This window comes from Thalassoglobus sp., from assembly GCF_048270125.1.
Lineage (GTDB): Bacteria > Planctomycetota > Planctomycetia > Planctomycetales > Planctomycetaceae > Thalassoglobus.
Genome location: NZ_JBLWTN010000002.1, coordinates 462,699 through 487,021 on the forward strand (window position 1 = coordinate 462,699; position 24,323 = coordinate 487,021).

19 protein-coding genes are annotated in these 24,323 nt (G+C 50.0%); 14 read left to right on the top strand and 5 right to left on the bottom strand.

Translation table 11 applies throughout. From position 1 onward, the window contains the following. Positions 1 to 157: 157 nt before the first annotated feature. The 4 genes from ACN0YR_RS04105 (at position 158) to ACN0YR_RS04120 (ending at position 5,808) form a co-directional block, all read left to right on the top strand. Positions 158 to 2,080, top strand: a complete 1,923-nt coding sequence (locus ACN0YR_RS04105; protein ID WP_417847920.1) for an ABC transporter substrate-binding protein — start codon at positions 158 to 160, stop codon at positions 2,078 to 2,080. 55 nt (positions 2,081 to 2,135) lie between these two features. Beyond that, positions 2,136 to 3,125, top strand: coding sequence for an ABC transporter permease (locus ACN0YR_RS04110; protein WP_145202025.1), 990 nt, complete (start codon positions 2,136 to 2,138; stop codon positions 3,123 to 3,125). Continuing rightward, positions 3,122 to 4,219: an ABC transporter permease gene (locus ACN0YR_RS04115; protein WP_417847921.1), complete on the top strand. Its 1,098-nt coding sequence runs from the start codon at positions 3,122 to 3,124 to the stop codon at positions 4,217 to 4,219. The genes ACN0YR_RS04110 and ACN0YR_RS04115 overlap by 4 nt, the downstream gene beginning before the upstream one ends. 278 nt (positions 4,220 to 4,497) lie before the next feature. Then, positions 4,498 to 5,808: a beta-ketoacyl-[acyl-carrier-protein] synthase family protein gene (locus ACN0YR_RS04120; protein WP_417847922.1), complete on the top strand. Its 1,311-nt coding sequence runs from the start codon at positions 4,498 to 4,500 to the stop codon at positions 5,806 to 5,808. Positions 5,809 to 5,929: 121 nt separating this feature from the next. Here ACN0YR_RS04120 and ACN0YR_RS04125 read toward each other — a convergent pair whose 3' ends face one another. Next, entirely contained in the window at positions 5,930 to 7,234 is a 1,305-nt protein-coding gene (locus ACN0YR_RS04125) for a sensor histidine kinase (protein ID WP_417847923.1), read from the bottom strand. Positions 7,235 to 7,976: 742 nt separating this feature from the next. On the opposite strand from ACN0YR_RS04125, the gene ACN0YR_RS04130 reads away from it, so the two are divergent. The 5 genes from ACN0YR_RS04130 (at position 7,977) to ACN0YR_RS04150 (ending at position 13,891) form a co-directional block, all read left to right on the top strand. Further along, positions 7,977 to 8,918, top strand: a complete 942-nt coding sequence (locus ACN0YR_RS04130) for a LysM peptidoglycan-binding domain-containing protein (protein WP_417847924.1) — start codon at positions 7,977 to 7,979, stop codon at positions 8,916 to 8,918. Positions 8,919 to 9,352: 434 nt separating this feature from the next. Next, positions 9,353 to 10,702 carry a ribosome biogenesis GTPase Der gene (der, locus tag ACN0YR_RS04135; RefSeq protein WP_417847925.1) on the top strand — a complete coding sequence of 450 codons (1,350 nt, stop codon included), beginning with the start codon at positions 9,353 to 9,355 and terminating at the stop codon, positions 10,700 to 10,702. Positions 10,703 to 10,775: 73 nt separating this feature from the next. Beyond that, a complete protein-coding gene (asnS, locus tag ACN0YR_RS04140) occupies positions 10,776 to 12,164 on the top strand; it encodes an asparagine--tRNA ligase (protein WP_417847926.1) in 1,389 nt (462 codons plus the stop codon). Positions 12,165 to 12,438: 274 nt separating this feature from the next. Then, positions 12,439 to 12,675, top strand: a complete 237-nt coding sequence (gene yacG / locus ACN0YR_RS04145; RefSeq protein WP_417847927.1) for a DNA gyrase inhibitor YacG — start codon at positions 12,439 to 12,441, stop codon at positions 12,673 to 12,675. Positions 12,676 to 12,805: 130 nt separating this feature from the next. Beyond that, entirely contained in the window at positions 12,806 to 13,891 is a 1,086-nt protein-coding gene (locus ACN0YR_RS04150; RefSeq protein WP_417847928.1) for a hypothetical protein, read from the top strand. A gap of 33 nt (positions 13,892 to 13,924) precedes the next feature. Here the strand turns inward: ACN0YR_RS04150 and ACN0YR_RS04155 are convergent, their stop codons facing one another. From ACN0YR_RS04155 to ACN0YR_RS04165, 3 genes are all read right to left on the bottom strand, one after another. After that, positions 13,925 to 15,013: a phosphatidate phosphatase App1 family protein gene (locus ACN0YR_RS04155; RefSeq protein ID WP_417847929.1), complete on the bottom strand. Its 1,089-nt coding sequence runs from the start codon at positions 15,011 to 15,013 to the stop codon at positions 13,925 to 13,927. A gap of 5 nt (positions 15,014 to 15,018) precedes the next feature. Beyond that, entirely contained in the window at positions 15,019 to 15,459 is a 441-nt protein-coding gene (arfB, locus tag ACN0YR_RS04160) for an alternative ribosome rescue aminoacyl-tRNA hydrolase ArfB (RefSeq protein ID WP_417847930.1), read from the bottom strand. 627 nt (positions 15,460 to 16,086) lie between these two features. Further along, entirely contained in the window at positions 16,087 to 17,280 is a 1,194-nt protein-coding gene (locus tag ACN0YR_RS04165; protein WP_417847931.1) for a DUF1559 domain-containing protein, read from the bottom strand. Positions 17,281 to 17,313: 33 nt separating this feature from the next. Here ACN0YR_RS04165 and ACN0YR_RS04170 point away from each other — a divergent pair, with 33 nt between their 5' ends. From ACN0YR_RS04170 to ACN0YR_RS04190, 5 genes are all read left to right on the top strand, one after another. Beyond that, on the top strand, positions 17,314 to 18,462 hold the full coding sequence (locus ACN0YR_RS04170) for an N-acetylglucosamine-6-phosphate deacetylase (protein WP_417847932.1): 1,149 nt from the start codon (positions 17,314 to 17,316) through the stop codon (positions 18,460 to 18,462). Between the two features lie 301 nt (positions 18,463 to 18,763). Next, a complete protein-coding gene (locus ACN0YR_RS04175; protein ID WP_417847933.1) occupies positions 18,764 to 19,048 on the top strand; it encodes a hypothetical protein in 285 nt (94 codons plus the stop codon). 420 nt (positions 19,049 to 19,468) lie between these two features. After that, positions 19,469 to 21,547: an FAD-dependent oxidoreductase gene (locus ACN0YR_RS04180; RefSeq protein WP_417847934.1), complete on the top strand. Its 2,079-nt coding sequence runs from the start codon at positions 19,469 to 19,471 to the stop codon at positions 21,545 to 21,547. Between the two features lie 78 nt (positions 21,548 to 21,625). After that, on the top strand, positions 21,626 to 22,186 hold the full coding sequence (locus ACN0YR_RS04185) for an REP-associated tyrosine transposase (RefSeq protein WP_417847935.1): 561 nt from the start codon (positions 21,626 to 21,628) through the stop codon (positions 22,184 to 22,186). A gap of 228 nt (positions 22,187 to 22,414) precedes the next feature. After that, positions 22,415 to 22,735 (top strand): hypothetical protein, encoded by a 321-nt coding sequence (locus ACN0YR_RS04190; protein WP_417847936.1) that lies wholly within the window; start codon positions 22,415 to 22,417, stop codon positions 22,733 to 22,735. A 242-nt stretch (positions 22,736 to 22,977) separates the two neighbouring features. Here ACN0YR_RS04190 and ACN0YR_RS04195 read toward each other — a convergent pair whose 3' ends face one another. Then, the gene (locus ACN0YR_RS04195; RefSeq protein ID WP_417847937.1) at positions 22,978 to 24,021 is read right to left on the bottom strand and encodes a hypothetical protein; all 1,044 of its coding nucleotides are present in this window, start codon (positions 24,019 to 24,021) and stop codon (positions 22,978 to 22,980) included. Positions 24,022 to 24,323: the final 302 nt, after the last annotated feature.

The following is a 24,323-nucleotide window of genomic DNA, read 5'->3' on the forward strand; positions in this document are numbered from 1 at the left end:
GCTCATTTTGCCTGAAACCCCTTTCGCTCTTGTCGCAACTCGCCCTGTTTGCCAATATCCATCATACTGACCTCGGAATAGCCTGCTGTTTTTGGATTCGGCGATGAATTCAACAGCGGAAACGGATTGAAGACCAGTTGCAAAGGATGCCTTCCCAATGCGGACCCGCGTATCGAGTTCCTCTCTCTTTTTGACACTTTTCTTTTCATTAGTGATTCTGTGTTCGGGGTGCCCCTCGAAACCCGACTATCCTGGAACAGGAGGAGGTGGGGAATCCAAGGAAGGAGAAGTTCTGCTTGAACCCTTCGATGCGCCAAAACTGGAAGAGTTGGAAGCGAAGGTGAAGTGGGAAGACCGTCCGGTCTACAGTGCGATGGAGAAAACGCTTGAGGAGCAGGCGAAGGAAAAACCTTTAGCAACAGTTGAGGAAGCGCTGAAACTCAAAAATGTTTCGAACGAGACGAATGAGAAGATCCTTAGCGCCATGGGACGGTTACCAAAGTCCGATAGCGTCATCGACTACGATGCTGAAATCAATCGATTGCTTCCTGCCGACATCAAGTCCTCAAACCCTGTGATGGGCAGTTCTACTTACGAGTTCTGGGTGACAGGCCTGACCGGCTTTGGACTGTTTGGCATCGACAAGGTCATGGATCCCTTTGCACCAAGTGAAGTCGTTGTCTCGTGGCAAACGAGCGAGGATAAATTGTATGACAAAGTTGTCATTCGTGATGACCTCGTCTGGTCAGATGGGACTCCGATCACAGCTCATGACGTCGAGTTCTCTTTCAAGATGATCATGAACCCAAAGATTCCGGTTCCTGCCGTGCGGACAGGGATGGAAACAATTCGCTGGGTCGAAGCTTACGACGACCATACGCTGGTCTATTTCCACAAAGACCCGCTGGCGACCAATGTCTGGAATCTTAACTTCCCTGTGGTCCCAAAACACATTTACGAAAAATCGATCGATGAAGACCCGACGCTGGCGGATTCAGAGTATCACCAGAAATATGAAGAGAACCCGGTTTGCGGCGGACCCTACAAAATGGTGAAACGTCTTAAGGGACGTGAAATCGTTCTTGAACGGCGCGAAGACTGGTACATGCACAAAGGCAAACAGGTACGTAGCAAGCCTCATTTCAAAACGATTCGCTTCAGGATCATCGAAGACTCCAACACCGCTCTGTTGGCACTCAAAGGTGGCAAGATCGAAGAGATGGAGCTTCAGCCTGAGCAATGGATTGACCAGACCACAGATGATGATTTCTACAATTTGAATACGAAAGCCCGCGGCGAGCAGTGGGTTTATTATTATCTTGGCTGGAATATGCAGACACCCTTCTTCAAGGATGAACGAGTTCGAAAAGCGATGTCGTATTCCGTTGATTATGACTACATTCTCAACACCCTCTGCTACGGCCTGTATCCTCAGTCGACGAGTGAGTATCACAAAGATTCCTGGGCGGGGCCGACCAAACAGCGAACCCCATACAAGCAAGATCTTGCAAAAGCGGGGCAACTTCTCGATGAAGCAGGCTGGATCGACAACGACGGTGACGGAATTCGCGAGAAGGAAATCAACGGCAAAAAAATCAAATTCGAGTTCTCAATCATGTGCTCGACACAACAGTTGAGAATCGACATCTGTACCTCGCTCAAAGAAAGCCTCGGTCGAATTGGCGTTTCTTGCAGCGTGCAGCCAACAGAATTCACTGTCATGCAGGAGAGGGCTCGCGAAGGAAAGTTTCAGGCTCAGTTCGCCGGGTGGGGAACTGGAGCAGATCCATACTCGACGGAAAATCTCTGGAAAACAGGTGAGCAACGAAACTACGTCAGGTACTCCAACAAAGAGGTTGACGAGTTATTCGCCAAAGCAAAATTTGAATTGGAACGCGACAAGCGGGCAACGTATTACCGGAAGATCGATGACATCCTTTGGGAAGCGCAGCCGTACACATGGTTGTACTATCGGTCAGCATTCTATGGATTCAGCAAGGATCTGCGCGGGTACAAATTCAGTCCACGCGGTCCCTACAGTTACAGCCCCGGATTTGATTCCATCTACACGGAGCAATAACGCAACGTGCTTTTCAAGATGAAATGGATTGATTCGAGAATGTGGAAACTGTGACATGTTAAGTTACATCGTGAGACGGATCGCGATTGGAGCCTTTACGCTTTTATTAATCACGTTTGTGATTTATGGCCTCATTCGCAGTATGCCTGGGACTCCACTTACTGTGGATATGGCAGAGCAAGATCCGACCAAGCAAATGTCTGAGCAGCGGCTTCAGGAACTCGCTGCGGCATACGGTTTAGATAAGCCGTGGCCGGAAGCGTACGTCCTGTGGGTCGGCAACGTCCTGCAGGGTGATCTTGGTCGCTCGTTCTCCCATAAAAAACCGGTCGCAGACATGATCGGAGAGCGGATCGGGCCGACCTTACTGCTCTCCGTTCCTTCCCTGTTGCTCACATTTATCCTGTCGATTCCGATCGGAATTTATTCAGCAGCCCGAAATGGACAAACCGACGAAAGGGTGATCAGTACAGTTTTATATATGTTGTACTCATTCCCCAGTTTTGTTGCGGCTCTCTTTCTCCAGCTGTACCTGTCTGTCGAGTATGAGATCTTTCCGTTGTTTGGAATGGTGAGCGATAATTACGAATCACTTTCAACGTTCGAAAAAGTCAAAGACTTAGCTTGGCACGCTTTTCTGCCTGTGACGGTCTACACATACGGCAGTCTCGCCTACTACTCCCGATTCGTTCGAGCAAACCTTCAGGAAGTGCTTCGGCAAGACTACATCCGTACGGCCCGCTCAAAAGGGCTGGGAAACGTGAAGGTTTTGTGGCACCACGCATTTCGAAACACACTGATTCCATTAGTCACTCTCTTGGGGCTGACACTTCCCTCACTTTTGAGTGGTTCTGTGATTATCGAGCAGATTTTCACTTGGCCCGGGATTGGTCGGCAGTTCTTCTTATCGATTAACGACCGTGATTACCCGACCGTGATGGGGTTGACCCTCATGTTTGCAGTTCTCACATTGGCAGCTCAGCTGCTGGCAGATGTACTTTATGCGATCGTCGATCCAAGAATTCGATTGGACAGCCAGTCATGAATTCTAAACCTGATATCACTATTGAAATTGCAAAATTGAAGAAATCTCCGGGCTTCTGGAAGGAAGCCTGGGGGCAGTTTCGTCAACGCAAGTTGGCAATGACTGCACTCGCTTTTGTGCTCTTTCTCGCACTGGTTGCATTTTTCTCTCCTGCGATCGTCGGAACGAAGCCGATCATCGCGAAGTACAAAGGGAATATCTATTTCCCTGCGATGGGGTACTTCAGCCCGAGTTGGGAAGCTGTCTTTACCAAAGATCATTTTCAGATGCGTTATCCCAACACGCTCAAAGAAAAAGACCCTGAAAGCTGGGCCATTTGGCCACTCAATTTTAACGATCCGACTCGGCAGGTCGAAGAAGACGAATGGCCTGGTCGCCCCGCAAATCCGCAAGCTGGCGAGCCGTCGTCGCTCAATTTCTTTGGAACTGACACGCGTGGCGTCGATGTCTTTGCTCAGATGGTCCATGGGACACGAACCGCGTTACTGGTCGGATTTGTCTCGATGGGCATCGCCTCAGCGATTGGGATTACCCTGGGAGCACTTGCCGGATTTTTCGGCGGCTGGGTCGATACGATCATCAGCCGAATTATTGAAGTCGTGATGTGTATTCCGGCACTTGTTCTGATTCTGGCCCTCATTGCGGTCATCGAAAGTCCGAATATCTGGCAGATGATGGCAGTCATCGGAATGACCGGCTGGACCGGGATCGCGAGGCTAACCCGCGCAGAGTTCTTGAAGCTCAAGCAGATGGAATACGTCGCAGCTGCCAGAGTTCTGGGGGTTCCGAACTCCCGAATTATGTACAAATATCTGCTTCCAAATGCCCTTGCTCCTGTCTTGGTCCCGATCACGTTTGGGATCGCTGCGGCGATCTTGATTGAATCTGGGCTCAGTTATCTCGGATTCGGGGCGCCTCCACCCAACCCTAGTTGGGGTAAGCTTTTACGTCTGGGACAATCAAACTACCAGAACTGGTGGTTGATTCTTTTTCCGGGACTATCGATTTTCTTTACCGTGCTTGCGTACAATCTCATCGGAGAAGGTCTGCAAGAGGCAACAGACCCGCGCCTGCGTGAAGGTGGCGGTAAGTAACACTCTTGTCGATGACAGGCTTTGAGGTCTCGGTTTAGATTGTAGTGGTTGTGTCGATTTTGCTGGTTGGAGTAGAATCTTCAGGCCAGCAATTCGATGGCGGGACGTTTCTGTTGATGCGCTTGAATAATCTGTCGATGATTCTGAAGTGACATGTTTTCGTCGATTTTGAGATGGATTGGTCACACATCAATCTGAGTCTATTTGTTTCATGGTCCCGATGATGTCGTTGACTATGATGGTGGGGTTTGGCATCTTTTTTGAGATCACATTCTGTAATGAGTTCAACTAATCGAAATCGACGTGTGGTCGTGACTGGCATCGGGATGATTTCCCCGATTGGAAATAATCGTGCAGACTTCGGAGAGGCCCTGCTTGCGGGGCGTTCTGGAATCACCGAAGTTGAATCTCCCTCACGGCATGTGGCATTTCATGGCGTTGGCGGCGAAGTGAAAGACTTCGATGAGAAGTCTCTGAAGAAACTGTATTTCAAAAGCAAAGATCAAAAGAAAAGCATCAAGGTCATGTGCCGCGAAGTCCAGATGGGCGCCGCAGCAGCGTTATTGGCACTCGAAGACTCTGGGCTCGATCTCGAAGCGATTGATCACTCGCGACTCGGAGTCGACTTTGGCGCCAACCTGATGTTCTATCCGCCTGTCACACTCGCGGAAGCGTGCCTGAGTTGCGTCGACGAGCAGAGCGGGGAATTTGATTCGAATCGCTGGGGAGCGGACGGCCTCAAGGCGATGGAACCTCTCTGGATGCTGAAGTACCTGCCGAACATGCCTGCGTGCCACATCGGAATTTTCATCGATGCACGCGGTCCGAATAACTCCATCACTTTGGACGAAGCGTCTCCTGGTGTTGCGATGACAGAAGCTCTCAACATCATTGAACGAGGAACTGCCGAAATGATGGTCGTGGGTGGAACCGGAACACGATTGCACACGATGCGCACATTGCATTCACGACTCTGGGACGAACTTGGTTACGATGCGGAAGATATCTCTGCGAGCTGTAAACCCTTTGATAAAAATCGAAGTGGGCAAGTCGTCGCTGAAAGCTCAGGAAGCTTGCTTCTTGAAGAAGAAGAGCATGCCAAGGCTCGCGGAGCGACGATTTATGCAAGATTGCACAGCGGAGCATCGTCATGTGTCGCCCGAGCAGATGGAACGACCGACCAGGCTCAGGCCGTCGTCAATACAATTTCTGCGTCTCTCAATCGTGCCGGTCTTTCCGTTGCCGACTTGGGGCATATCAACGCTCACGGATTAGGAACAAGCATCGGCGATACGGAAGAAGCCAAGGCTTATCGAACATTGCTGAAAGATGCCAACGTTCCGATTACCTCCCTCAAAGGACAACTTGGGAACTCCGGAGCTGGAAGCGGATTTCTGGAGATTGCAGGTTCTATCCTGGCCCTCCGCGAAGGGAAGATTCCTGGAACCCTGAACTGTTCATCACCGGATGAATCACTAGGGATCGAGGTTGTAGCTGGTCAGGCGAGGGCAACCGAGAACAAGCTGTTTGCGAGCGTCAACTTCACAATGATCGGCCAAGCAAGTTCGGTCGTTCTCGAAGTTGCTTAAAGCGACAGCTCAATCGCGGTTAGAACGTCTTTCGAACTGGTGTGCAGGATCTGCCTCGTGGCGAACAGCATTTTTACTTGCGAAATGCGTCCTTCACGGGCACACGATAGAGCAAACTGCTCTATTCGTCGGCGGGTAACGTCACCCGGAAGACCGTTCCGAACTTGCGTGAAGATCGCACAAGTGAAAGCTCACCTTTGCTGGAGCGGACGATGTTTCGACACACAAACAATCCCAGCCCGGTTCCGCTGTTTTTGGTTGTGTAGTAAGGTTCGAAAATCCGGTGTTGGCTTTCGGTGTCGATGCCGTGACCATTGTCGCAAAAGTCGATTTCAACCTTTCCGTTTTCTGCACGCGTGATAATTTCGATCGTCCCCCCTTCCTCAGTCGCATCCAGTCCATTCAGGATCAGGTTGAGAAAGACTTGCAGCACCTGATCCCGGATGGCAGTGATCGTGGGAAGGTTCTCGGGGAATTCCGTTTTTATGGTTTTCCCCTTCTTGCGTTTGTAGTACTTGGCGATATCGAGTGCATTTCGCACGACCTCGTGAACGTCAGTCTTCTGCGACACCTTTGTTCCGGGGCGTGAAAACTCGATGAGTTCGCGAAGTGTTCTCTGGATTCTGCCGAGTTGTTCATCAATCAGACCAAGTCGCTCATGCGTCTTTTCATCATGTTTTTTCCGGTTCATCATTTGAACCAGCGAACTGATTGCGGTGAGTGGGTTTCCGACTTCGTGAGCAATTCCCGCAGCGAGGAGTCCGAAGGCTGCCAGCTTTTCCTGTTGAATGAGCATTGCCTGCGATTGCTGCAACTCGCCAGTACGACGAGCAATGCGATCTTCCAACTCGAGGTTGAGGTTCGTTAAACGTCGACCGGTCCGGCGCAAAAGAATCGCGATGGAAGTTCCGGCCCACGTGACCCACCCCATGAATATGAGCATCAGAACCAGCGACTTGTATTCGGGACGTGATGCGATTTCAGACATATACGCCAGGGTTGAATAGCTGACAGCATGCAACGCAAATGTCGAATACGTCACCGAGGGAGAATAGGTCAGTGCGCAGATGAGCAAGGAAAGAAAGTAGTAGAAGCGAAAAGCACTATCAGTTCCATCATCGAAGTAGCAGAGTAGGCCAATGAAGACCGCTTCCATCAGGGAAATGAAGATGGGGACGCGACTGAGAAAGACCTTCCCTTTCCTGTGCCATGTCAGGTCGAAAAGTGCGTAGGCTGCCCCGAGGCTCAGAATTCCGTTCAGGTAGGGTCGACTCTCGTTTGGCGACAGGACATTGACGAGCAAATATCCAACGATCAAGCCAAACCAGCGAATGCGGAGCGTGATCGATTCCGCCATGAACTGCCAATCGAGATCCACCTGATTCATCGGACTGGACTTCACAGATGGAGCAGATTCGTTATTCATGGAAGACTCGTTCGTGACCTCTTCAAATGCTCTCAGAAACTTCTAAGCAGTTTGCCCGACGGTCGCCTGAATTGGCATCGGGCAAAAATGGTTTTGTCTGTCGACAAAAGGATATCGCAAAGCCAGCGAAATTGCTCGTTCAAAGACCAGATCATCTGTCTTCAATCAGAACCCGTACTTTAACAGGCCGATTGTGAATACGATTTTCGAAAACAGTCTCGCAATGAGTCAGCCAGCAAAAATCTGTAAGACATAATCGTAACATTTGATCTACGTTTATGGGTTCGCGTGCATTTGGCTTTCGAGAGAAAGCACGAATGCGCATGTAAGACCGGAGTAATTGTTACAATCTTTGGTCAAATAGCAGAATCGGTCTCAAGTCTCTCCAGTTCCTTGAGCCGAGTCGCTCTCGCTGCCGATCTCATAGATAGAACAGGCTCCGCGTGCACGATGAGAATCACCTGGTCTGCAGAGGACGATGGCTAGAACGCTTTACTGTTTCTTGTGAACGTGGAGAGGGCTTTTCATCTGTCATATCGAACAGATCCATTAGGCGGAACGCGTACATCCTATTCATCAAATGAGTCTGTTTTGGGGAACCGTACAGGCGATCTGCCTCGTGAAGCTCAATGATTTTCCTGATAGAACCATCCTGACACAGACACAGAAAGCACGAGAGTATTTGAGGTGTGGCTGCAATAACTGTCACTGATTTAGGCTGTCACTGGTAAAGCAACACGATATGCGAAGTGATGCAAAACTTGGACTCGCGTTAGGAATGCTCGTAATTGGGTTTGCGATCGCGTTCTGCTTTCCGCGTGGTGGTTTTGTTCAGTCACCGGCACGAAGCGACTTGCACTCCCAGCAAGAAGAGCATCAACATGCTGACTTTGTCCAAATCCGCACGCTGCGAGAGGATGAGCTTCAACGAGAGAGCCGGAAATCGTTGGCGCAGCTGAATCAACCTTCCCAGAAGAAAAATGTTTTGCCGCCCGTCCGTAAAAGTGACACGATCGCAATCGAAACAAGCAGAACTCAAAACGCACAGGCGGTCGTCATTTCTCCCGATGCGGGAATCGCGGAGATCCTTCCAGCGGAAAAACCTGTACCACCCACAACCAGGGAAATCGTTCCAACACCTGCTCGCAAGCCGGAGCCGAAAGCTCATGTTGGAGCCCGAACATATCGTGTCCAACCGGGAGATACGCTTTCGGGAATTTCGATGAAAACCTTCGGGAGTTACAGTCGCTACCTCGATATTTATGAGGCGAACAAAGATCAGTTGAACAGCCCTGATGATCTCCGTCTTGGTCAGGAGTTACGTATTCCAGGAACTGATTCTCCTCCAGCATCTTCACCTTCTGAAGTTCTGGTTGATAATGAAAAAGAGGAGGTGTTCAAGGACGAAAACTCCGCAGAAGTTCTTCCGGAGAATCTCCCGAAATTTCGCAACCCGGGACGAACTCCGTTCCTCTCCGAGCGAAAAACTGATGAATTGACTCATCAAATACAGCAAAGGCAGGTTCGAACCTATGTCGTGCAGCCGGGAGATTCATTGGAGCGAATCGCAGTCCAATACTTCGGCACAGTTCGCGCCGTGGAACAATTGAGGCGGGCTAACCCAGAAGTAACTCGTGATCCGAGGAGTTTGAAACCGGGAACTGTTCTCAAACTGATTCCGTAATTCACCCCTGAAATTCGCTCCTGAAACGAAGAGTGGGCCTGATTCTGCCTGGATCAGGCCCTTTCATCGGTAGATGTCGTCTCATATCAGCGATTTTCGGTTGTGAAACTACAACATCTGCTCATTTTTCACATGCGGTCACGGCGGCGCTTTCTTTAAAACCGCTCGATGCTTACGATTCCTGTAGTCTGCTCCAAAAATGTGGAGAAGGGACATTGCACTCACTAGAGTCAATTCAAGATTGGCCTTTACGTTCTGCCTCGTGGCGAGCAGCCGATGAAGTCATGAAAGTGATCTTCATGGGCACGGCAAATATTGAAAATGCTCTAACCCTGAATGAGTGATCTTCACCTGAGCAATGGCAGCGGTTTCGCGGTATTGTTCCGGATTTGAAGTGATCCCTGCAGAAACGCCTCACTCACCCGATCAATCTCATGGCTATCCCGAAAGTTGCAATTGTTGGTCGCCCGAATGTGGGCAAGAGTTCAATCATGAACTGGCAGGCGGGTAAGTTCGTCTCTGTCGTGGACCCCACCGCCGGCGTGACCCGGGATCGTGTTGAATATCTGATGCAATACAAGGATCGATACTTCGAACTCGTCGATACAGGCGGGATCGGAATTGTTGATTCAGACGATCTCAGCGAAGATATTGAGCATCAAATCGACTTCGCACTTGCAGAAGCTGATCTGATTTTATTCGTGGTCGATGGCCAACAGGGAATTACTCCACTCGATAAATCAGTTGCCAACCGACTTCGCAAGATTGAGGTTCCCAAGCTGCTGGTTGTCAACAAGTGCGATTCGCCTAAACTCGACCCGGACATGTTCCAGTTTCAGCGACTGATCAATTGCGAGATGATTCAGACCAGCGTGAAAGGAAACCGTCACCGGACTGAACTTCTTGACTTGACCGTCGAAATGCTTCCTGAAGCAGACGAAGATGAATCGACTCATGGTGACAAAGATTCAGAGTCTCCCGAATTGAAACTGGCGATTGTGGGACGCCGAAACGTCGGGAAAAGTACATTTATCAATGCCCTGGCAGAAACCGATCGTATGATCGTCAGCGAAATCGCTGGCACCACTCGAGACAGTGTCGACATTCGCTTCGAACTTGACGGCAAGTCATTTGTCGCGATTGATACTCCGGGCGTTCGAAAAAAGAAAAGCCTTGCGAACGACATTGAGTTCTATGGTCTTGTCCGCGCCCAGAAAAGTATTCGTCGTGCGAATGTTGTGATGGTCTTCTTCGATGCAAGCCAGAAGATTTCTCGCGTCGACAAGCAACTGGTGGATAAAATCGTCGAGTCCGCCAAGCCTTGTATCTTTGTCGTTAATAAATGGGATCTTGGTCTCGAAGAAGACATGACCAGCGAGAAGTGGGCTGAATATCTTTTCAGCACATTTTCGATGCTTCGGCATGTCCCGGTTGCGTTCATCACTGCTAAGGACAGCAGGAACATCAAGCAACTTATCAACCTGTCGCAGACAATTTACAAACAGTCCCGCGTGCGGATCTCAACCGGGCGATTGAACAAGGTCGTCGCAGAAGCGTACAAAGCGAATCCACCGCGATATAAGAACAATCGCCGCGGTAAAATTTTCTATACAACGCAAGTTGCCACAGAGCCGCCGACCATTGTTATGAAGTGCAACGAACCCAAGTTGTTTGACAAGAACTGGAAACGGTTTTTAATGGGGTACATGCGGGAAAAACTTCCGTTCAAGGAAGTCCCGATCCGGCTGTATTTTCGGGGCAAAACAGGCAAGGATGAAGAGTAAACCCTGCCGGAAGAAATCGCTGAGCTGTACGCTTTGAGTGTGCAAATGGTAGGAAATTCGAAGGAGCAAATTGATGACCGCCGTCAACCCACGTGTTGCCAGCTTGTTGTACGAAGTCGCCCCCGGAACGCAAGTCGATATCTCCGGGTGGGTCCGATCAAGGCGTGATTCCAAAGGTGGGTTCTCCTTCATCGAACTCAACGACGGGTCCTGCATGTCAAACTTGCAGATCATCGTCGATGCCGATGTTCCTAATTACGAAGCGTCCATCAAAGATGTCACCACGGGAGCAAGTGTTCGCGTGACCGGGGAGTTGAAAGAGTCTCCCGGCGCCAAACAGCGTGTTGAGATGCAGGCGAAGACGCTCGAAGTTCTCGGCACCGCAGACCCCGAGTCGTATCCACTACAAAAGAAACGGCACAGCTTCGAGTTTTTACGAGAAATCGCACACCTCAGGCCGAGAACAAATACCTTCGGCGCCATTGCACGTGTGCGTAATTGTGTTTGCCGCGCCATTCACGACTTCTTTCAGGAGCGTGGTTTTCTCAATGTGCAAACACCGATCATTACGACAAGCGACTGCGAGGGCGCAGGAGAAATGTTCACTGTGACGACATTGCCTCCTTCGACGGATGGTAAGCCGGTCGATTACACACAGGACTTCTTCGGGAAGCATGCGTCGTTGACTGTCTCTGGTCAACTTGAAGGTGAAATTTACGCAACCGCAGTCGGCCCTATTTATACTTTCGGTCCTACCTTCCGGGCAGAAAATTCTCACACGACTCGGCACCTGGCTGAATTCTGGATGGTTGAGCCGGAAGTTCCTTTCTGTGACCTCGATGGAAACATGCAGCTTGCAGAGGACTTCATCAAAACGATCGTCAGGCGATGCCTGGATGAATGTGCTGAGGACATGCAGTTCTTCAATGACCGCATCGACAAGACTGTCCTGGAGACGATGAACAACATTCTGGAGCATGAGTTCAAACGGATCTCTTACACAGAAGCGGTTGATCTGATTTTGAATAGCGGAAAGGAATGGGAGTACCCCGTTTCCTGGGGGGCAAACTTGCAGGCTGAGCATGAGAAATGGCTCACCGAAGAACACTTCAAACAGCCCATCATTGTCTTTGATTACCCTCGCAGCATTAAACCATTTTACATGTACTGCAATGAGGATGGCAAAACGGTTCGCGCGATGGACGTGCTCGTCCCCGGTGTTGGTGAAATTATCGGAGGCAGCCAACGGGAGCATCGTCTGGATGTTCTCGAAGCACGCTTTCAAGAGTGTGGGCTCGATCCTGAAGAGTATTGGTGGTATCTTGATTTACGCCGTTACGGAAGTGTGCCGCATGCCGGTTTCGGACTGGGGCTCGAACGCATGATCCTGCTCCTGACCGGAATGCAAAACATTCGCGACGTCATCCCGTTCCCACGGACACCGAATAACGCTGAGTTTTAGAGCATCTTCAATGCTTGTCGAGTCTGTTGGCAACAGATTACATGACTCCATGATCTGCTCGTTTCGTTGTCGCTGCGATAGAGCGGCGTACACTTTCGTAGGTGTGTGAAAAATTGACTTCGTAAGAATTCCTCATTTTGATTCCCACTGAAATACATATTTCAGAACTGATCCCGAAACTTGAAATTGCTCTCTCAAACGTTGTGGAAAGCGGTTGTTCCAGAGGTTTTCGGACTGGTTCTCATGACTCTCAGAGACGATCTTCAGGTCACACATGATTCACCGACTTCCTTGCCCGATTTGTGATAAAGAGCTCCCCATAGAAATTGATGGGAATTCCACGATCTTTCCGTTTTGCAGTCCTAACTGCAAAAATGTCGATCTCTATCGTTGGATGAACGGAGAATATTTTGTCAGCGAGAAACTGACTCCCGAGGAAGTGTACGAAAAAATCTCACAGCTCGAAGCGACACAAGAAGAACTCCCTCCAGAGTCCGGAGAGTCTTATTGAGTTGCAAAGCTCGTCAATTGCAAGGAGTGCTTACATCGCAAAGCTTCGAGTCAGCAAAAGAGCTCTTGTGAGGAACTGGCGTGTCTCCGTAGGATAGAGATGATTCATATCTCTCTTCGGGAACAGTTCTATGCGACGCCATCATTCATTCGCGTCTTTCATCGTTGCTGTCGTGACGCTTGTCGTTCTGTCACAACGATCAGCTTCTGCACAAAACCCTGCAGACAAAACGATTCTGACCATAGAAATCATGCTTCCCCAGATCACGGGCAGCCCTTTGCAAGCACAACAATGGGGCCGAGTGTTTGAGAAAATGGGTGAGTCGGTCCAGATACGTCAGCCCTTGCCAAGTGATAAGCCGGAAATCAAAGAGACGAAACGTGGAACGTTTCGGGTTCTGAAGGTGATTGGCGAACTTGATCGAAAGGGAAATTTGAACTTCCCCGGAAAATCATTCCAGATGAGCGATGCCGCTGCGATCGAAGCGTGGCTGGATCAACTCAAGGTTTTCGGAGCTCAAGGTGCTCCAGATGGTAAGAAATTCTGGGGATTGAATCAGGAGCAGTTTGAGGCAGTCGTCAGTGCTCTCAGTACTCCAGTTCCGACAGAAGTCAATGGTGAACAGCTGAAAGACATTCTGGACGCGCTTCCCATCGATAAGAGATACCCTTTAATCGTCCATCCAGATGCCCGAGAGAAATTCTTCAAGGTCGAGTCAGCGACACTCTCGCAGGAGCTCAAAGGAATCTCTGCCGGGACCGCTTTGGCGGTCATGCTGCGAGAACACGGGTTTGGATTTCGGCCTCAGCGAATGCCCGATGCGTCAATCCAACTGAGTATCGAATCATTGGAGTCTGTGAAGGATGCCTGGCCGGTCGGTTGGGAGACCGATCAGTCTGTCCCTCGAAATCAAATTGTTCCGAAGCTTTATGAGTTTGTGAAAACCGGTTTTGAAGAGGCTTCTCTGCAACGGGTACTTGAGGCGATTGCATCACAAACGAAAACGCCCATTCTGATCGACTTTCGACTTTGTCAGCAAAAGGAAATCGATGTTGCCACGGTCAACGTCTCGTATCCCACCAAACAGACTGCATGGTCTCTAGTGATGGAGTCGGTCGTGCGACAAGCTCGGTTGACCAGCAAAATCATGCTCGATGAAGCTGGGAAACCTTTTATCTGGGTTGCACCATTCATTCCGTATCAGCAGAAGAAATGAGCTGGATGACGTCAAAGTTGCAAGATGAATCGATCAACTGGAAATCGCATTCGGAACCAGTGTCGGAATCTCCTCGGGAGAGTCGAAGACAGTCTGTTTCTCTTCCGGGATATTGGAGAGAATGCGACGAATGACATCGCGTGAATATTTGTGATGCCCCTTCTCGATATACCGAATTGCTACATGTTGAACCTGAGGGCCAAACTGGGAAGCAATTTCTGAATAGAGTTCGGCGTCACGTTCTCCGGAATCCCCACACAGGATAAATCGCCTGCACGGATAGGTCCGCATCAAGGTTTGAATCGTTTTTCGCTTCGACTCGTATGCGATTTGGCGTTTCCAGTCTTTACGAAGTTCGCTCAACTTCATGTTGCGCAAATGAACACTTCCAAGTGGAAATTCATCTTTGTCGAGCCACGCGAGCATCGGTTGATAGAGCGGCCAGGGGCTGGAAGAGACGTAGTGAATACTGGCACCGGCGCGGGCCCAACTCTGGTAGATCTTCGCCATCATCGGGACAGCCTGGAACTCACGACTAAATGTGTTCGCCAGAAGTTCTCTACGGTCAGCGATGTTCGTAATCTTGATCGTATCGTCGATATCAGAAACGATTGAGATCCCTTCCGGCGGAATTAGCTCAATTTCTCCGGTGAACAATCGCTCATCCTCTTCCGGAAGGTGAGCAGCAAACTCGACAAATCTGCGACCGAATTCATCGACCTGAATTGACGGCTCCAGTTCCAATTCCGGCACAGTCAGAGTTGTGTGAAACTGGCCATCCGGCGACGAGCGAGGAAGCTCAAAAGCCTTCTCTGCAATCGCAATCGGAACGGACTTGTTTCGTTTGTTCACGTTTAGGAAAAGGTATGCTCGGTCTTTGAACCGTTTGTGTGTCTGCTTGCCTTTCTCAGGCTTGACCACTCGCTTAAAGAGATGCAGCAGCACATGCTTGCGGATATGCCGACGTGTGGGGGCGAAGATTGAGCCATGAACCTCAAGATGCCAGCAGCGGCCCAGCGGACTGTAGTGCGCGACACTCCGGTAGAAAATCACCTGCTCTCGGGGGTGCACGGCAACCTTGTTGTTTTCCGAATGACCCAATGTTTCGCGAGATTCTGCCATATGGACTAATCATTCAACGAAGGTGGACGACGCAATCGTTTCAACTTCGATTTTTCTTTTTTGTTACGTAAGCGTTTTTCTTTGACCCAACGAGGAGTTCGCGTTTTCTTCCTCGCCTTGGGCACTTCCATGGCCCGAACGATCATTTCTTTCAAGCGGTTCAAACATTCCTGACGATTTTTCTCACGGTCTCGTGAGGCTTGGCAATCAATCCGGATGATCCCTAGCTTATTGATTCGATTTGCTTCTCGCAGCCGCAACCGTTCTTTGACTGGCCCGGAGAGTGCGGTTGACTCTTCGAGATTCCAATGAAGCTGTGCTTGTGAATTGACCTTGTTCACATTTTGACCACCTGGCCCCGAACTTCTGACGAATTCAAAGTGAATTTCAGCCAAAGGAATCGAAACACTAGAACTGATCACCAATTCTGTTTCGGAAGTCTCCATAATGAACTCTCTTATCATCCTCAATTTCTGCTGAGCATTCAATGTCTCGAACTTCAAAAACTCAAGGGGAAACGATTCCGAGTCTTGAAATTTTAGAACTGGTCTCAAAACTTGCTGTTCACTGCTTTGATACAGAGAAAGGTCGCAAATCCATAGGTTTTGAGACTGCTTGGAGAGTTTTTTTGAAAACGACCTAAACACTCAACCTCGTGGATATGCATGATTTGCCACATGAAAAGCACTCTCCACCGACGCAGAAAACCCGCAAGTCTTCGAAACCACAAACTCCTGAAAATGGAGTAGATAGCCTGACCAAAGAGTTGGTTGATGCGTCTGGGGCTTCCCAGCAAGTCTCTATGATGATCGGTTACCTCAGTCGATGAGAGGCCAATAATCAAGTTTTCTAGTCAGCTCTTCAGAAATTCCAGAAATAGCAGCCCGCTGACTCTCTCGTGAAACGCAGCATCGACCCCAACGGGATCGTTCTTCACGGACACAGTTAAATTTAAGAATCTGTTTTTGCGTTTTTCGAATTGGAAATCGCGTGCAATCTTGCAGCGAAGGAAATTTTACTGGAGAAATGCGTTCGCCACGAGGCAGAACCTGCAAACCAATTCGAAAGATGCTCTAGAATTTATCGACGAGATCATTGCTTTGAATTGTTGAGAGGTGCTGGAGCACTCCATATGGGGCGTCCGTACTTGAATCGATTTTTTCTGAGAGGAATTGCACCGATCCATCTGCCAGAGCGACATGGGCGCCGCCGGTATGCGAACTTTGCAGACCACTGGAGACTCCTTTGGTCGTTTTTTGGTTGATCCCTTCAATGGTTGCAGTCAGCACTTGTTCCTGATTGAGAGGTGCGGAGACGCCAGCCCAGTTCAATCGCCAGTCTTGCACTTGATGTTTCTGAAACTGAAACGGAGGGCTGATAATGGACGATTTACTTGGCATCCGAAGAGAGGCCTCACCGATTAGCAATGTCTGAGAACCGCCGTCTCGAATGTCTTTGAAGCGGACTCGGCTATTAAGGTAAAAGACCCCATCAGCTGGCAAACACGGCTTTTCGGTGAGCGCCACATCTTCGTTTCTGAGACTGGCGACGACAGTTGCACACGGCATGTCCATCCAGTCCACGCCTGTAATTGCAGAGTAGCTTGAATAAGCATATGCCCTCGATTTTACAAGCGATTCGTACTCTTTTGACTCGAAATGGATATTGTCAACGGGGCATGAATAGGAGTAGATGTGTGTTGCGGCGAGCGACGCGTTTGGAGTCGTGAAAGCGATTCCAGCAGATCCAGAGTCACTGGGATTGCGCAGGGTGATATTCACGGACGTCTCGAAGTCCATTTGCAAGAAGAGTGATGTTTGTTCAATGTACGGCAGGAGAAATGCTCCCCAACCCCATTCATTCTGCAACGTTGTCCCCTGAATTCCCATGATCGAAATGTATCCGGGGGGAAAAGTTGCTTGAGCATCGTGGTAGTTGTGTAGCGCCAACGCAATTTGCTTAATGTTGTTCTTGCAATGGACTGACCTAGCAGAATCGCGAGCCTTTCGAATCGCCGGGAGCAGAAGCGCGATGAGCAAAAAGATGATCGAAATCACTGTGATAAATTCGATGGCAGTAAATCCGCGGCGACTGTGGAATCTGATTTTGTGGAGTTTGAACATGTCACAATCGAAGTCAGGAGGATTCAGGCAGCCGTGCGGATGGAGTCGGTCCGGTTTTGCAAACTCGAATAAATACTCACCGGCAAAATCAGACTGGTAGCGTGTGCGCCGACGGACGTTTTCAATACGATAAGTTGAACACATCCGTTTGTTAATTTTTAGCAGAGTTTCAATTTCATGCGAGTTCAAGCGAGAGACTTCCGTAGCCAACACCCAGTTGAGATTTTCGTTGAAGATGGAAAAATTGCAGAAATTAAAGAGATCGAGAGTACAGAAACACTCCCAATCATTGCTCCCGGCCTGTTCGATCTACAAATCAACGGATATGGCGGGACATGGTTTAGTGATGAAAAATTGACGGTCGAGAAGTGTCTGGAAGCCCTCCGGGCACATTACCAGTACGGAATCACGCATCTGTTCCCGACTTTGATTACAAACTCCTATGAAGCTCTCGAAAACGGATTTGCCGTAATCCGGAAAGCTTGCGAAAGGGAAACCTGGGCGAATCGAATGGTTCTCGGCTGCCATCTCGAAGGCCCATACATCGCGACTGAAGATGGTCCACGAGGAGCCCATCCTCTTGACCAGGTCCGAGCATGTGACTGGGATGAAGTTCAGCGATTGCAGGCAGCTTCGGGAAATCGAATCCGCTTGCTGACACTCGCTCCTGAGTCTCCGGGGGCTCCTCAGTTCATCTCGAATTGCGTCAACAACGGAATCGCAATCTCCATCGGACATACCGCTGCGAATACGGAACAAATCGAAGCTGCCGTCGCAGCCGGAGCTACTCTCAGTACGCATCTCGGAAATGGCGCTCACGGAACACTTCGCAGACATCCCAACTACATCTGGGATCAACTTGGCGAACCGAAGTTAACAGCGAGCATCATTTCCGATGGACATCATCTCCCTGCAAGTGTCGTCCGTTCGTTCTACTTCGCGAAGGGGAAAGAAGGGATTGTTCTGACGTGTGACGCCTCTGGACTGGCAGGCTGTGACCCGGGAGTACATGACTACCACGGAGCAAAATTTGAAGTTCTGGAAAGCGGAAAAGTCGTCATCGCAGGACAAAGTCAATTCCTGGCAGGCTCAGGTGTTCAGACTGATGTTTGCATTGCCACGATGATCGAGATGACCGGCTGTTCGCTCGCCGACGCCTGGGATATGGCGACCATCAATCCTGCCAGAATTTCACACGTTGAGTGTGCAAAACTCGAAGTCGGAAAGCCTGCGGATTTTGTGCTGTTTGAACATGATTTGGCGAACGCGAAGCTGCACGTTCAGCAGACTGTTGCTGACGGCGAGGTCGTTTTCGGCAGTTTTTGACACTTTTACAAGAGCTATTTTTCAACATAATCATGTAGCCTTCGGAGCAGACCCCACAACATATTGTGGGGTCTGCTCTTCAACGCGGGCTGGCCTGAAAATGAACTGTTGATATCGCGAGAATCCATAGGTAAATTCTGCCGTAGACGCATTGGATGCATCAACTGCTGACTCAATCAACGCGAATTCAGTTTTCAAACCCCGACTAAACTTTTCGCAACACTCTTAAACGTTTCGCAACACAGTGTTTTGAGTCAGTACACAACACCCCTTCAATTCTCCAAGTTGAAAGGACTCAAGGATGAGTCAACTCTCTCTCTTCGCCGGTCCCGATCTCATCGAAGAACCACAGATCTTTTCTTTCAAAGAATACGCTTCGAAATCAAGAAGCTTTCGTTCAAGCGGAATCGAACAGCGTGCTCGTCTCCGTAAAGAAAATCAAAGTTGCCCCTGTTGCTCACGGGTCACAGTCGAGCCTGTCGAGTTGGAGGACAGCCAATACGGACGCAACGGAGCCAAAATCGCCGGGACTGGCACAATCGTCGGCTTCAGTTGCAACGCCTGTGGCCACGAATGGCCCGTTTAGAGCATCTTTCGAATTGGTTTGCAGGTTCTGCCCCGTGGCGAATAGCAATCTTATTGATCAAACGCGTTCATCACGGGCACACAGTAGAGCAAATTGCTTTCAGAACTCTTTCAAGACCCAAACTTCTGCCTGACAATTTGTGTTTAACCCGTGTTCATTCACGCAATGCAGCAGTTCCGCGCCCACAATCGTTGAAAGTCAAAACGAGGAGTGACGTTGCTTGACCGTGCCGTCTTTGTGATGACTCACCACACGAAGGTTGGCCGAACTTCAGAATGAGCGACAGCGCCCCCTACATGGGAGAGGTTCTCCGATTCTGTTTTGCGGCTGACGAATTGTGTAAGATCAGACAACTTCGCTCTCGGGATAAATCGACCTCCCTGAGAATAGATTTGCTGACTTGTGACACGGACACCGCTCATGCTTACAAAATTGCTCTCGCTGTTTGCCTTCTCGCTTTTCTCCTGTTCCTTACAAGCGAACGACTTTGATGTCGTTGTTTATGGTGGAACTTCTGCTGGAGTAACCGCAGCCGTTCAAGCGAAGAAGATGGGGAAGAGCGTTGTGATTGTCTGCCCGGATATTCATCTGGGTGGTCTCTCGTCCGGAGGACTCGGCTGGACCGACACTGGGAACAAAGCGGTCATCGGAGGTTTGTCGCGCGAGTTCTATCATCGTGTCTGGAAGAAGTATCAGAATAACGATGCCTGGAAATGGCAGAAGCGAGAAGAGTACGGAAACAAAGGGCAGGGAACCGCTGCCATCGACGGAACGCAGCGGACGATGTGGATTTTTGAACCGCACATTGCAGAAGCTGTCTTTGAGGATTTCATAAAGGATTACGAAATCCCAGTTCACCGCGACGAATGGCTCGATCGTGAATCTGGTGTCACGCTGAGAGAGGGCCGGATCACTTCGATCAAGATGCTCAGCGGGAAAACATTTCGCGGGAAGATGTTTATCGATGCCACCTACGAGGGGGACCTGTTGGCGACTGCGAATGTCGATTATCACGTCGGTCGGGAGTCGACGGAGACCTACGGCGAGAAATGGAACGGCGTTCAAACCGGAGTCCTCCATCATGGTCACTGGTTCAAGAAACCGATTGATCCATATGTCGTCAAAGGCGATCCCTCTTCCGGGTTACTCCCAAGAATCAGTGCTGAAGATCCCGGAGTCAAAGGAGCAGGGGACCATCGAGTGCAGGCATATTGTTTTCGAATGTGTTTAACGAATCACCCGGCGAATCGCATCCCGTTTGCCAAGCCGGATGGATACGACGAAATGCAGTACGAATTGTTAGTACGAGTCTTTGAATCAGGCTGGCGTGAAACCTTTCGGAAATTCGATCCCATTCCAAACAAGAAGACCGACACGAACAATCACGGCCCCTTCAGCACCGACAACATCGGGTTCAACTACGATTATCCGGATGGAAGCTACGAGCGGCGAAAAGAGATCATCGCAGAGCACGAAACTTACCAGAAAGGGCTGATGTACTTCCTTGCGAATGATCCGCGCGTGCCTGAAGAAGTTCGGAAGGAAATGTCCACCTGGGGATTGCCGAAAGATGAGTTTCAGGACAACGGGAACTGGCCTCATCAAATCTATGTTCGTGAAGCACGCAGAATGATCGGCAAATATGTGATGACCGAGCAAGACTGCCTGCATCAGCGAACGACTCCCGAACCGGTCGGAATGGGATCCTATACGATGGATTCCCACAACGTGCAGCGATACGTCAAACCGGATGGCTTCGTGCAAAATGAAGGCGACATCGGCGTCGGAACCCCGCCGTATCAAATTTCGTACGGGTCACTGGTTCCCAAAGAAGAACAGTGCGAAAACTTGCTGGTGCCTGTATGTATTAGCAGTTCGCATATCGCGTTTGGATCAATTCGCATGGAGCCGGTCTTCATGATTCTTGGTCAATCGGCAGCTACAGCCGCGTCGCAGGCCATCGATAACAATGTGAGTGTTCAAGACGTCAATTACGAGACTCTCCGAAAACAGCTCGAGAAAGATGGTCAAGTCCTGGAATACGACGGCCCTGTTCGTGGCGGTCACCGAAACGGTGTGAGCAAGAAAACACTGAAAGGGATCGTTCTCGATACCGATGACCTTGACCAACTTGAAGGCTGGAAGCCGAGCACCTCTGTTGGAGCATTTGTCGGAAGCAGCTACTTGCATGACGACAATGAAAGAAAAGGAAATCTGCAGGTTCAATTCAAGGTCGACCTCCCCAAACCGGGGCGCTACGAAGTCCGCCTCAGCTACGCTGCCAGTTCCAACCGGGCCAGCAACGTCCCTGTCACCATTCGAGAAACAGGGAAGCCCGTGACAGTCACTATCAACCAAAAGAAACCGGCCGAGCACGATGAACTTTTCACCACCCTGGGAACGTTCGACTTCGAAGAGCAGGCAGTGATCACCATTTCCAACAAAGGCACAAACGGCCACGTCATTGCTGACGCGGTACAATTGATCTTTAAGGAATGACACACGTTAAGAGCAAGGATTTTGAAGGGCCAGTAGGGTCCGCTGTGCGGACCATTTTGGAGTTGATATGATTCGTAGATGCCCAATTATCGACGTTCACATGTTCCAGGCGGGACGTACTTCTTCACGGTGAAAACCGAACTCAATGCTCCCATTTTCTCGAACAACGATCACGTTGTTCAACTTGGAAGCATCATTCGTGAAGCAGTGACGCGCTGGCCTTTTGAAATCAATGCGATCGTGCTCCTCCCGGACCATTTACACGCGATCTGGACATTGCCACCCGGTGACGATGACTATTCAAAACGTTGGGGCTGGATCAAGAAGGAGTTCACGAAAGTGTTCTTGGCGAATGGCGGTCAAGAACAATTCACATCTGTTTCAAAAAAACGAAATCGACGCCGTGGTGTTTGGCAACGGAAGTTCTGGGAACATACCATTGAAGACGAAAATGACTATGAAGCTCACTTCGACTACATCCATTGGAATCCAGTCAAACATGGTTACGTGAAATGCCCGAGCCACTGGTCACATTCCTCGTTTCACAAATGGGTTGCCAAAGGCGTTTATCCGAAGAATTGGGGATGTGGTGAGCAATCTCCGATTTCGATGAAATCCATCAAAGACGTCGGCGAATAAACGGTCCGCACAGCGGACCCTACTGTCCCTGGGCTATAAAAGCCCCGTCCAATTCCAACAAACTACCTAACCCAAAACCCGCGCCCACTATCCGTGGGGAACTTCAGTGATAATCATTTACGGTATCGCACGTAGCGTGTTTATCTATTCGTCCAGAATGCCGGATAATCATCCTAGCAACTGCGGTAATAGCAAGGTGAGTCAGGTTAAACTTGACGACACTCACTCATGATCGACCCGGATGGCGGACGGGTGACCTACAGCTACGATGACGTGAATCGTCTCAATTTGCTTGTCAATGCTCAGGCTGCTCGGACTTCGTTTGCCTATGATGCTCGCGGGGGGCGAACGGTCAAAAAACTCGCTAACGGCACTCGGGCATCCTACACCTACGATGCAACCGGGCGGGTGGCTGGGGACAATCTGCGTTTTTTGATATTCGAACCCAGAAAGAGGCGCAAGCAGATTGCCCCCAGAGAGTTGGGTTCTCAATTTTCTGGGGCCAGAATGCTGATGCTAATCTTTATTAAAGACTTCACCCTTCTCTAGCAATCTGTCCCCAGCCACCCGTCGACTTTGTCGGTTGGGTTGCGAAGCAACAAGATGTTCGTGCCATGAGCGTACATACCTTTGGAACATCCGATGTAAAGACCAAAGGTGAGGGTGAAACATCTTGTGCCTGCGGCACCCAACGCCGTTCGGCTGGGCCACCCTGTGGTATCCAACTGCAGGCGGTAGGGCAACCGCTGCAATTTCTCGTCTACTTCGTCCGCGAAGCCTCTTGGAGTTTGCTATTTGGGGAATAGAAAATTGATTTGGAACTGAAACTGCCAATCCGCGTCAGTTGGAGAATCCAAATACCTCCCGAAACGAGTTCTCAGCTGCGTCGGTTGCCCGAATATCTTCATATTCTTGCCTGGCCCCACGCCAAGCACATTGTTCCAACGGCTGTCGCTCGGCGCCTCCCAGTCGGCCTGAAATTCACCGCTGACATTGATGAACCATTCTTTGAGGATTCCCTCAGTGAAGTTGTAGTTGAAAAAGGGCTGGAAGAAGAAAGGTTTGTAGACGCCGCCTTCGGAGAAACTTTGCGTAACGAGGAACCCACCCACAACCGGGCTCTGGCTATAGACGAGAACGAAAGCTGGACCAACCGCCCAGAGCCCACGTCCCAATGCTGGATCGGACGCTGTGGGTGCAGTGATGTCCACACCCGCGCCCCACATCCAGGGCGATCCTTCGGGGGGCTTTGGCACAAGGATATTTTCCCACTGTATGTCGCCCAACCCGTTTTCGTTTTCAGTGGCGCCAACTGGCGAGTTGACAAAGGGGATGATCGGCCGGGTGATCAACGTGAACTCTTCACTGATTGAGAGGGGAAGGACTGGCTGAAGGAGGCCAAAGTACTGAGTTCGTTCCTCCGGTCCGTTGCCAAAAGCCCAGTTGCTCTGATAAGGAAGCGAAACAAGACTGGCGATTGGATTCTGCGCTTGTTGCCCTGCGTTTGCTCCAGCGCCTCCGCCACTCGATGGCGATTGTCCGCGGACGATAAGACCGCCGTAGTTCCCAAGATTTGCCGACCGAGGGAATGGCTCGTCGAGCAGAGACCCGATAGGCTGGTCGCTGTCGCTGAATCCAATTGGAGAAGGTCCGACTGAGTCGACAAAATCCCAAAAGACTTCTTGATGGGCTACGTCTTCTCGTGCTGTCTTCACTTCGGGCCATTGATTGACCCTAAGGGTTTCAAGAGTGAATTCAACTTGCGCTTCCGAAATGCGAGGGGAGAGAACAACCCACAGGATGCATACGGCGGCTGGCATCAACGGAGATTTCATATTTTTACCGCTCGGATTATACCATTTATTTTGAGATTATCGGACATACTGGATGTATCGATAAGTCGGGAAGTCATAGGGAGATCGGCAGGGCATGAGACAATTCTAGAACACAAGTCGATATTTGAGCAGAATTCGCTGTCGACTTTAACGATTATGCGGACTGGAAAATCCGCGCACCTGCGGTCGGTGCTCCCGGTGAATGAGGAAGTTTCACAATCGGTTTAGTGAAGCAGGTCAGGCTCTTTTCGCCTGACGCAACGTGAAGGCTGTCTTGACCAGCTATGATCACCGTTTAGGGC

Coding starts and splice junctions, on each gene's coding strand:
- ACN0YR_RS04155 (WP_417847929.1), bottom strand. CDS start 15,013: ATGGCAGAATCTCGCGAAACATTGGGTCATTCGGAAAACAACAAGGTT.
- ACN0YR_RS04105 (WP_417847920.1), top strand. CDS start 158: ATGCGGACCCGCGTATCGAGTTCCTCTCTCTTTTTGACACTTTTCTTT.
- der (WP_417847925.1), top strand. CDS start 9,353: ATGGCTATCCCGAAAGTTGCAATTGTTGGTCGCCCGAATGTGGGCAAG.
- ACN0YR_RS04150 (WP_417847928.1), top strand. CDS start 12,806: ATGCGACGCCATCATTCATTCGCGTCTTTCATCGTTGCTGTCGTGACG.
- ACN0YR_RS04110 (WP_145202025.1), top strand. CDS start 2,136: ATGTTAAGTTACATCGTGAGACGGATCGCGATTGGAGCCTTTACGCTT.
- yacG (WP_417847927.1), top strand. CDS start 12,439: ATGATTCACCGACTTCCTTGCCCGATTTGTGATAAAGAGCTCCCCATA.
- asnS (WP_417847926.1), top strand. CDS start 10,776: ATGACCGCCGTCAACCCACGTGTTGCCAGCTTGTTGTACGAAGTCGCC.
- ACN0YR_RS04165 (WP_417847931.1), bottom strand. CDS start 17,280: ATGTGTTCAACTTATCGTATTGAAAACGTCCGTCGGCGCACACGCTAC.
- ACN0YR_RS04120 (WP_417847922.1), top strand. CDS start 4,498: ATGAGTTCAACTAATCGAAATCGACGTGTGGTCGTGACTGGCATCGGG.
- ACN0YR_RS04180 (WP_417847934.1), top strand. CDS start 19,469: ATGCTTACAAAATTGCTCTCGCTGTTTGCCTTCTCGCTTTTCTCCTGT.
- ACN0YR_RS04175 (WP_417847933.1), top strand. CDS start 18,764: ATGAGTCAACTCTCTCTCTTCGCCGGTCCCGATCTCATCGAAGAACCA.
- arfB (WP_417847930.1), bottom strand. CDS start 15,459: ATGGAGACTTCCGAAACAGAATTGGTGATCAGTTCTAGTGTTTCGATT.
- ACN0YR_RS04130 (WP_417847924.1), top strand. CDS start 7,977: ATGCGAAGTGATGCAAAACTTGGACTCGCGTTAGGAATGCTCGTAATT.
- ACN0YR_RS04115 (WP_417847921.1), top strand. CDS start 3,122: ATGAATTCTAAACCTGATATCACTATTGAAATTGCAAAATTGAAGAAA.
- ACN0YR_RS04170 (WP_417847932.1), top strand. CDS start 17,314: ATGCGAGTTCAAGCGAGAGACTTCCGTAGCCAACACCCAGTTGAGATT.
- ACN0YR_RS04185 (WP_417847935.1), top strand. CDS start 21,626: ATGCCCAATTATCGACGTTCACATGTTCCAGGCGGGACGTACTTCTTC.
- ACN0YR_RS04195 (WP_417847937.1), bottom strand. CDS start 24,021: ATGAAATCTCCGTTGATGCCAGCCGCCGTATGCATCCTGTGGGTTGTT.
- ACN0YR_RS04125 (WP_417847923.1), bottom strand. CDS start 7,234: ATGAATAACGAATCTGCTCCATCTGTGAAGTCCAGTCCGATGAATCAG.
- ACN0YR_RS04190 (WP_417847936.1), top strand. CDS start 22,415: ATGATCGACCCGGATGGCGGACGGGTGACCTACAGCTACGATGACGTG.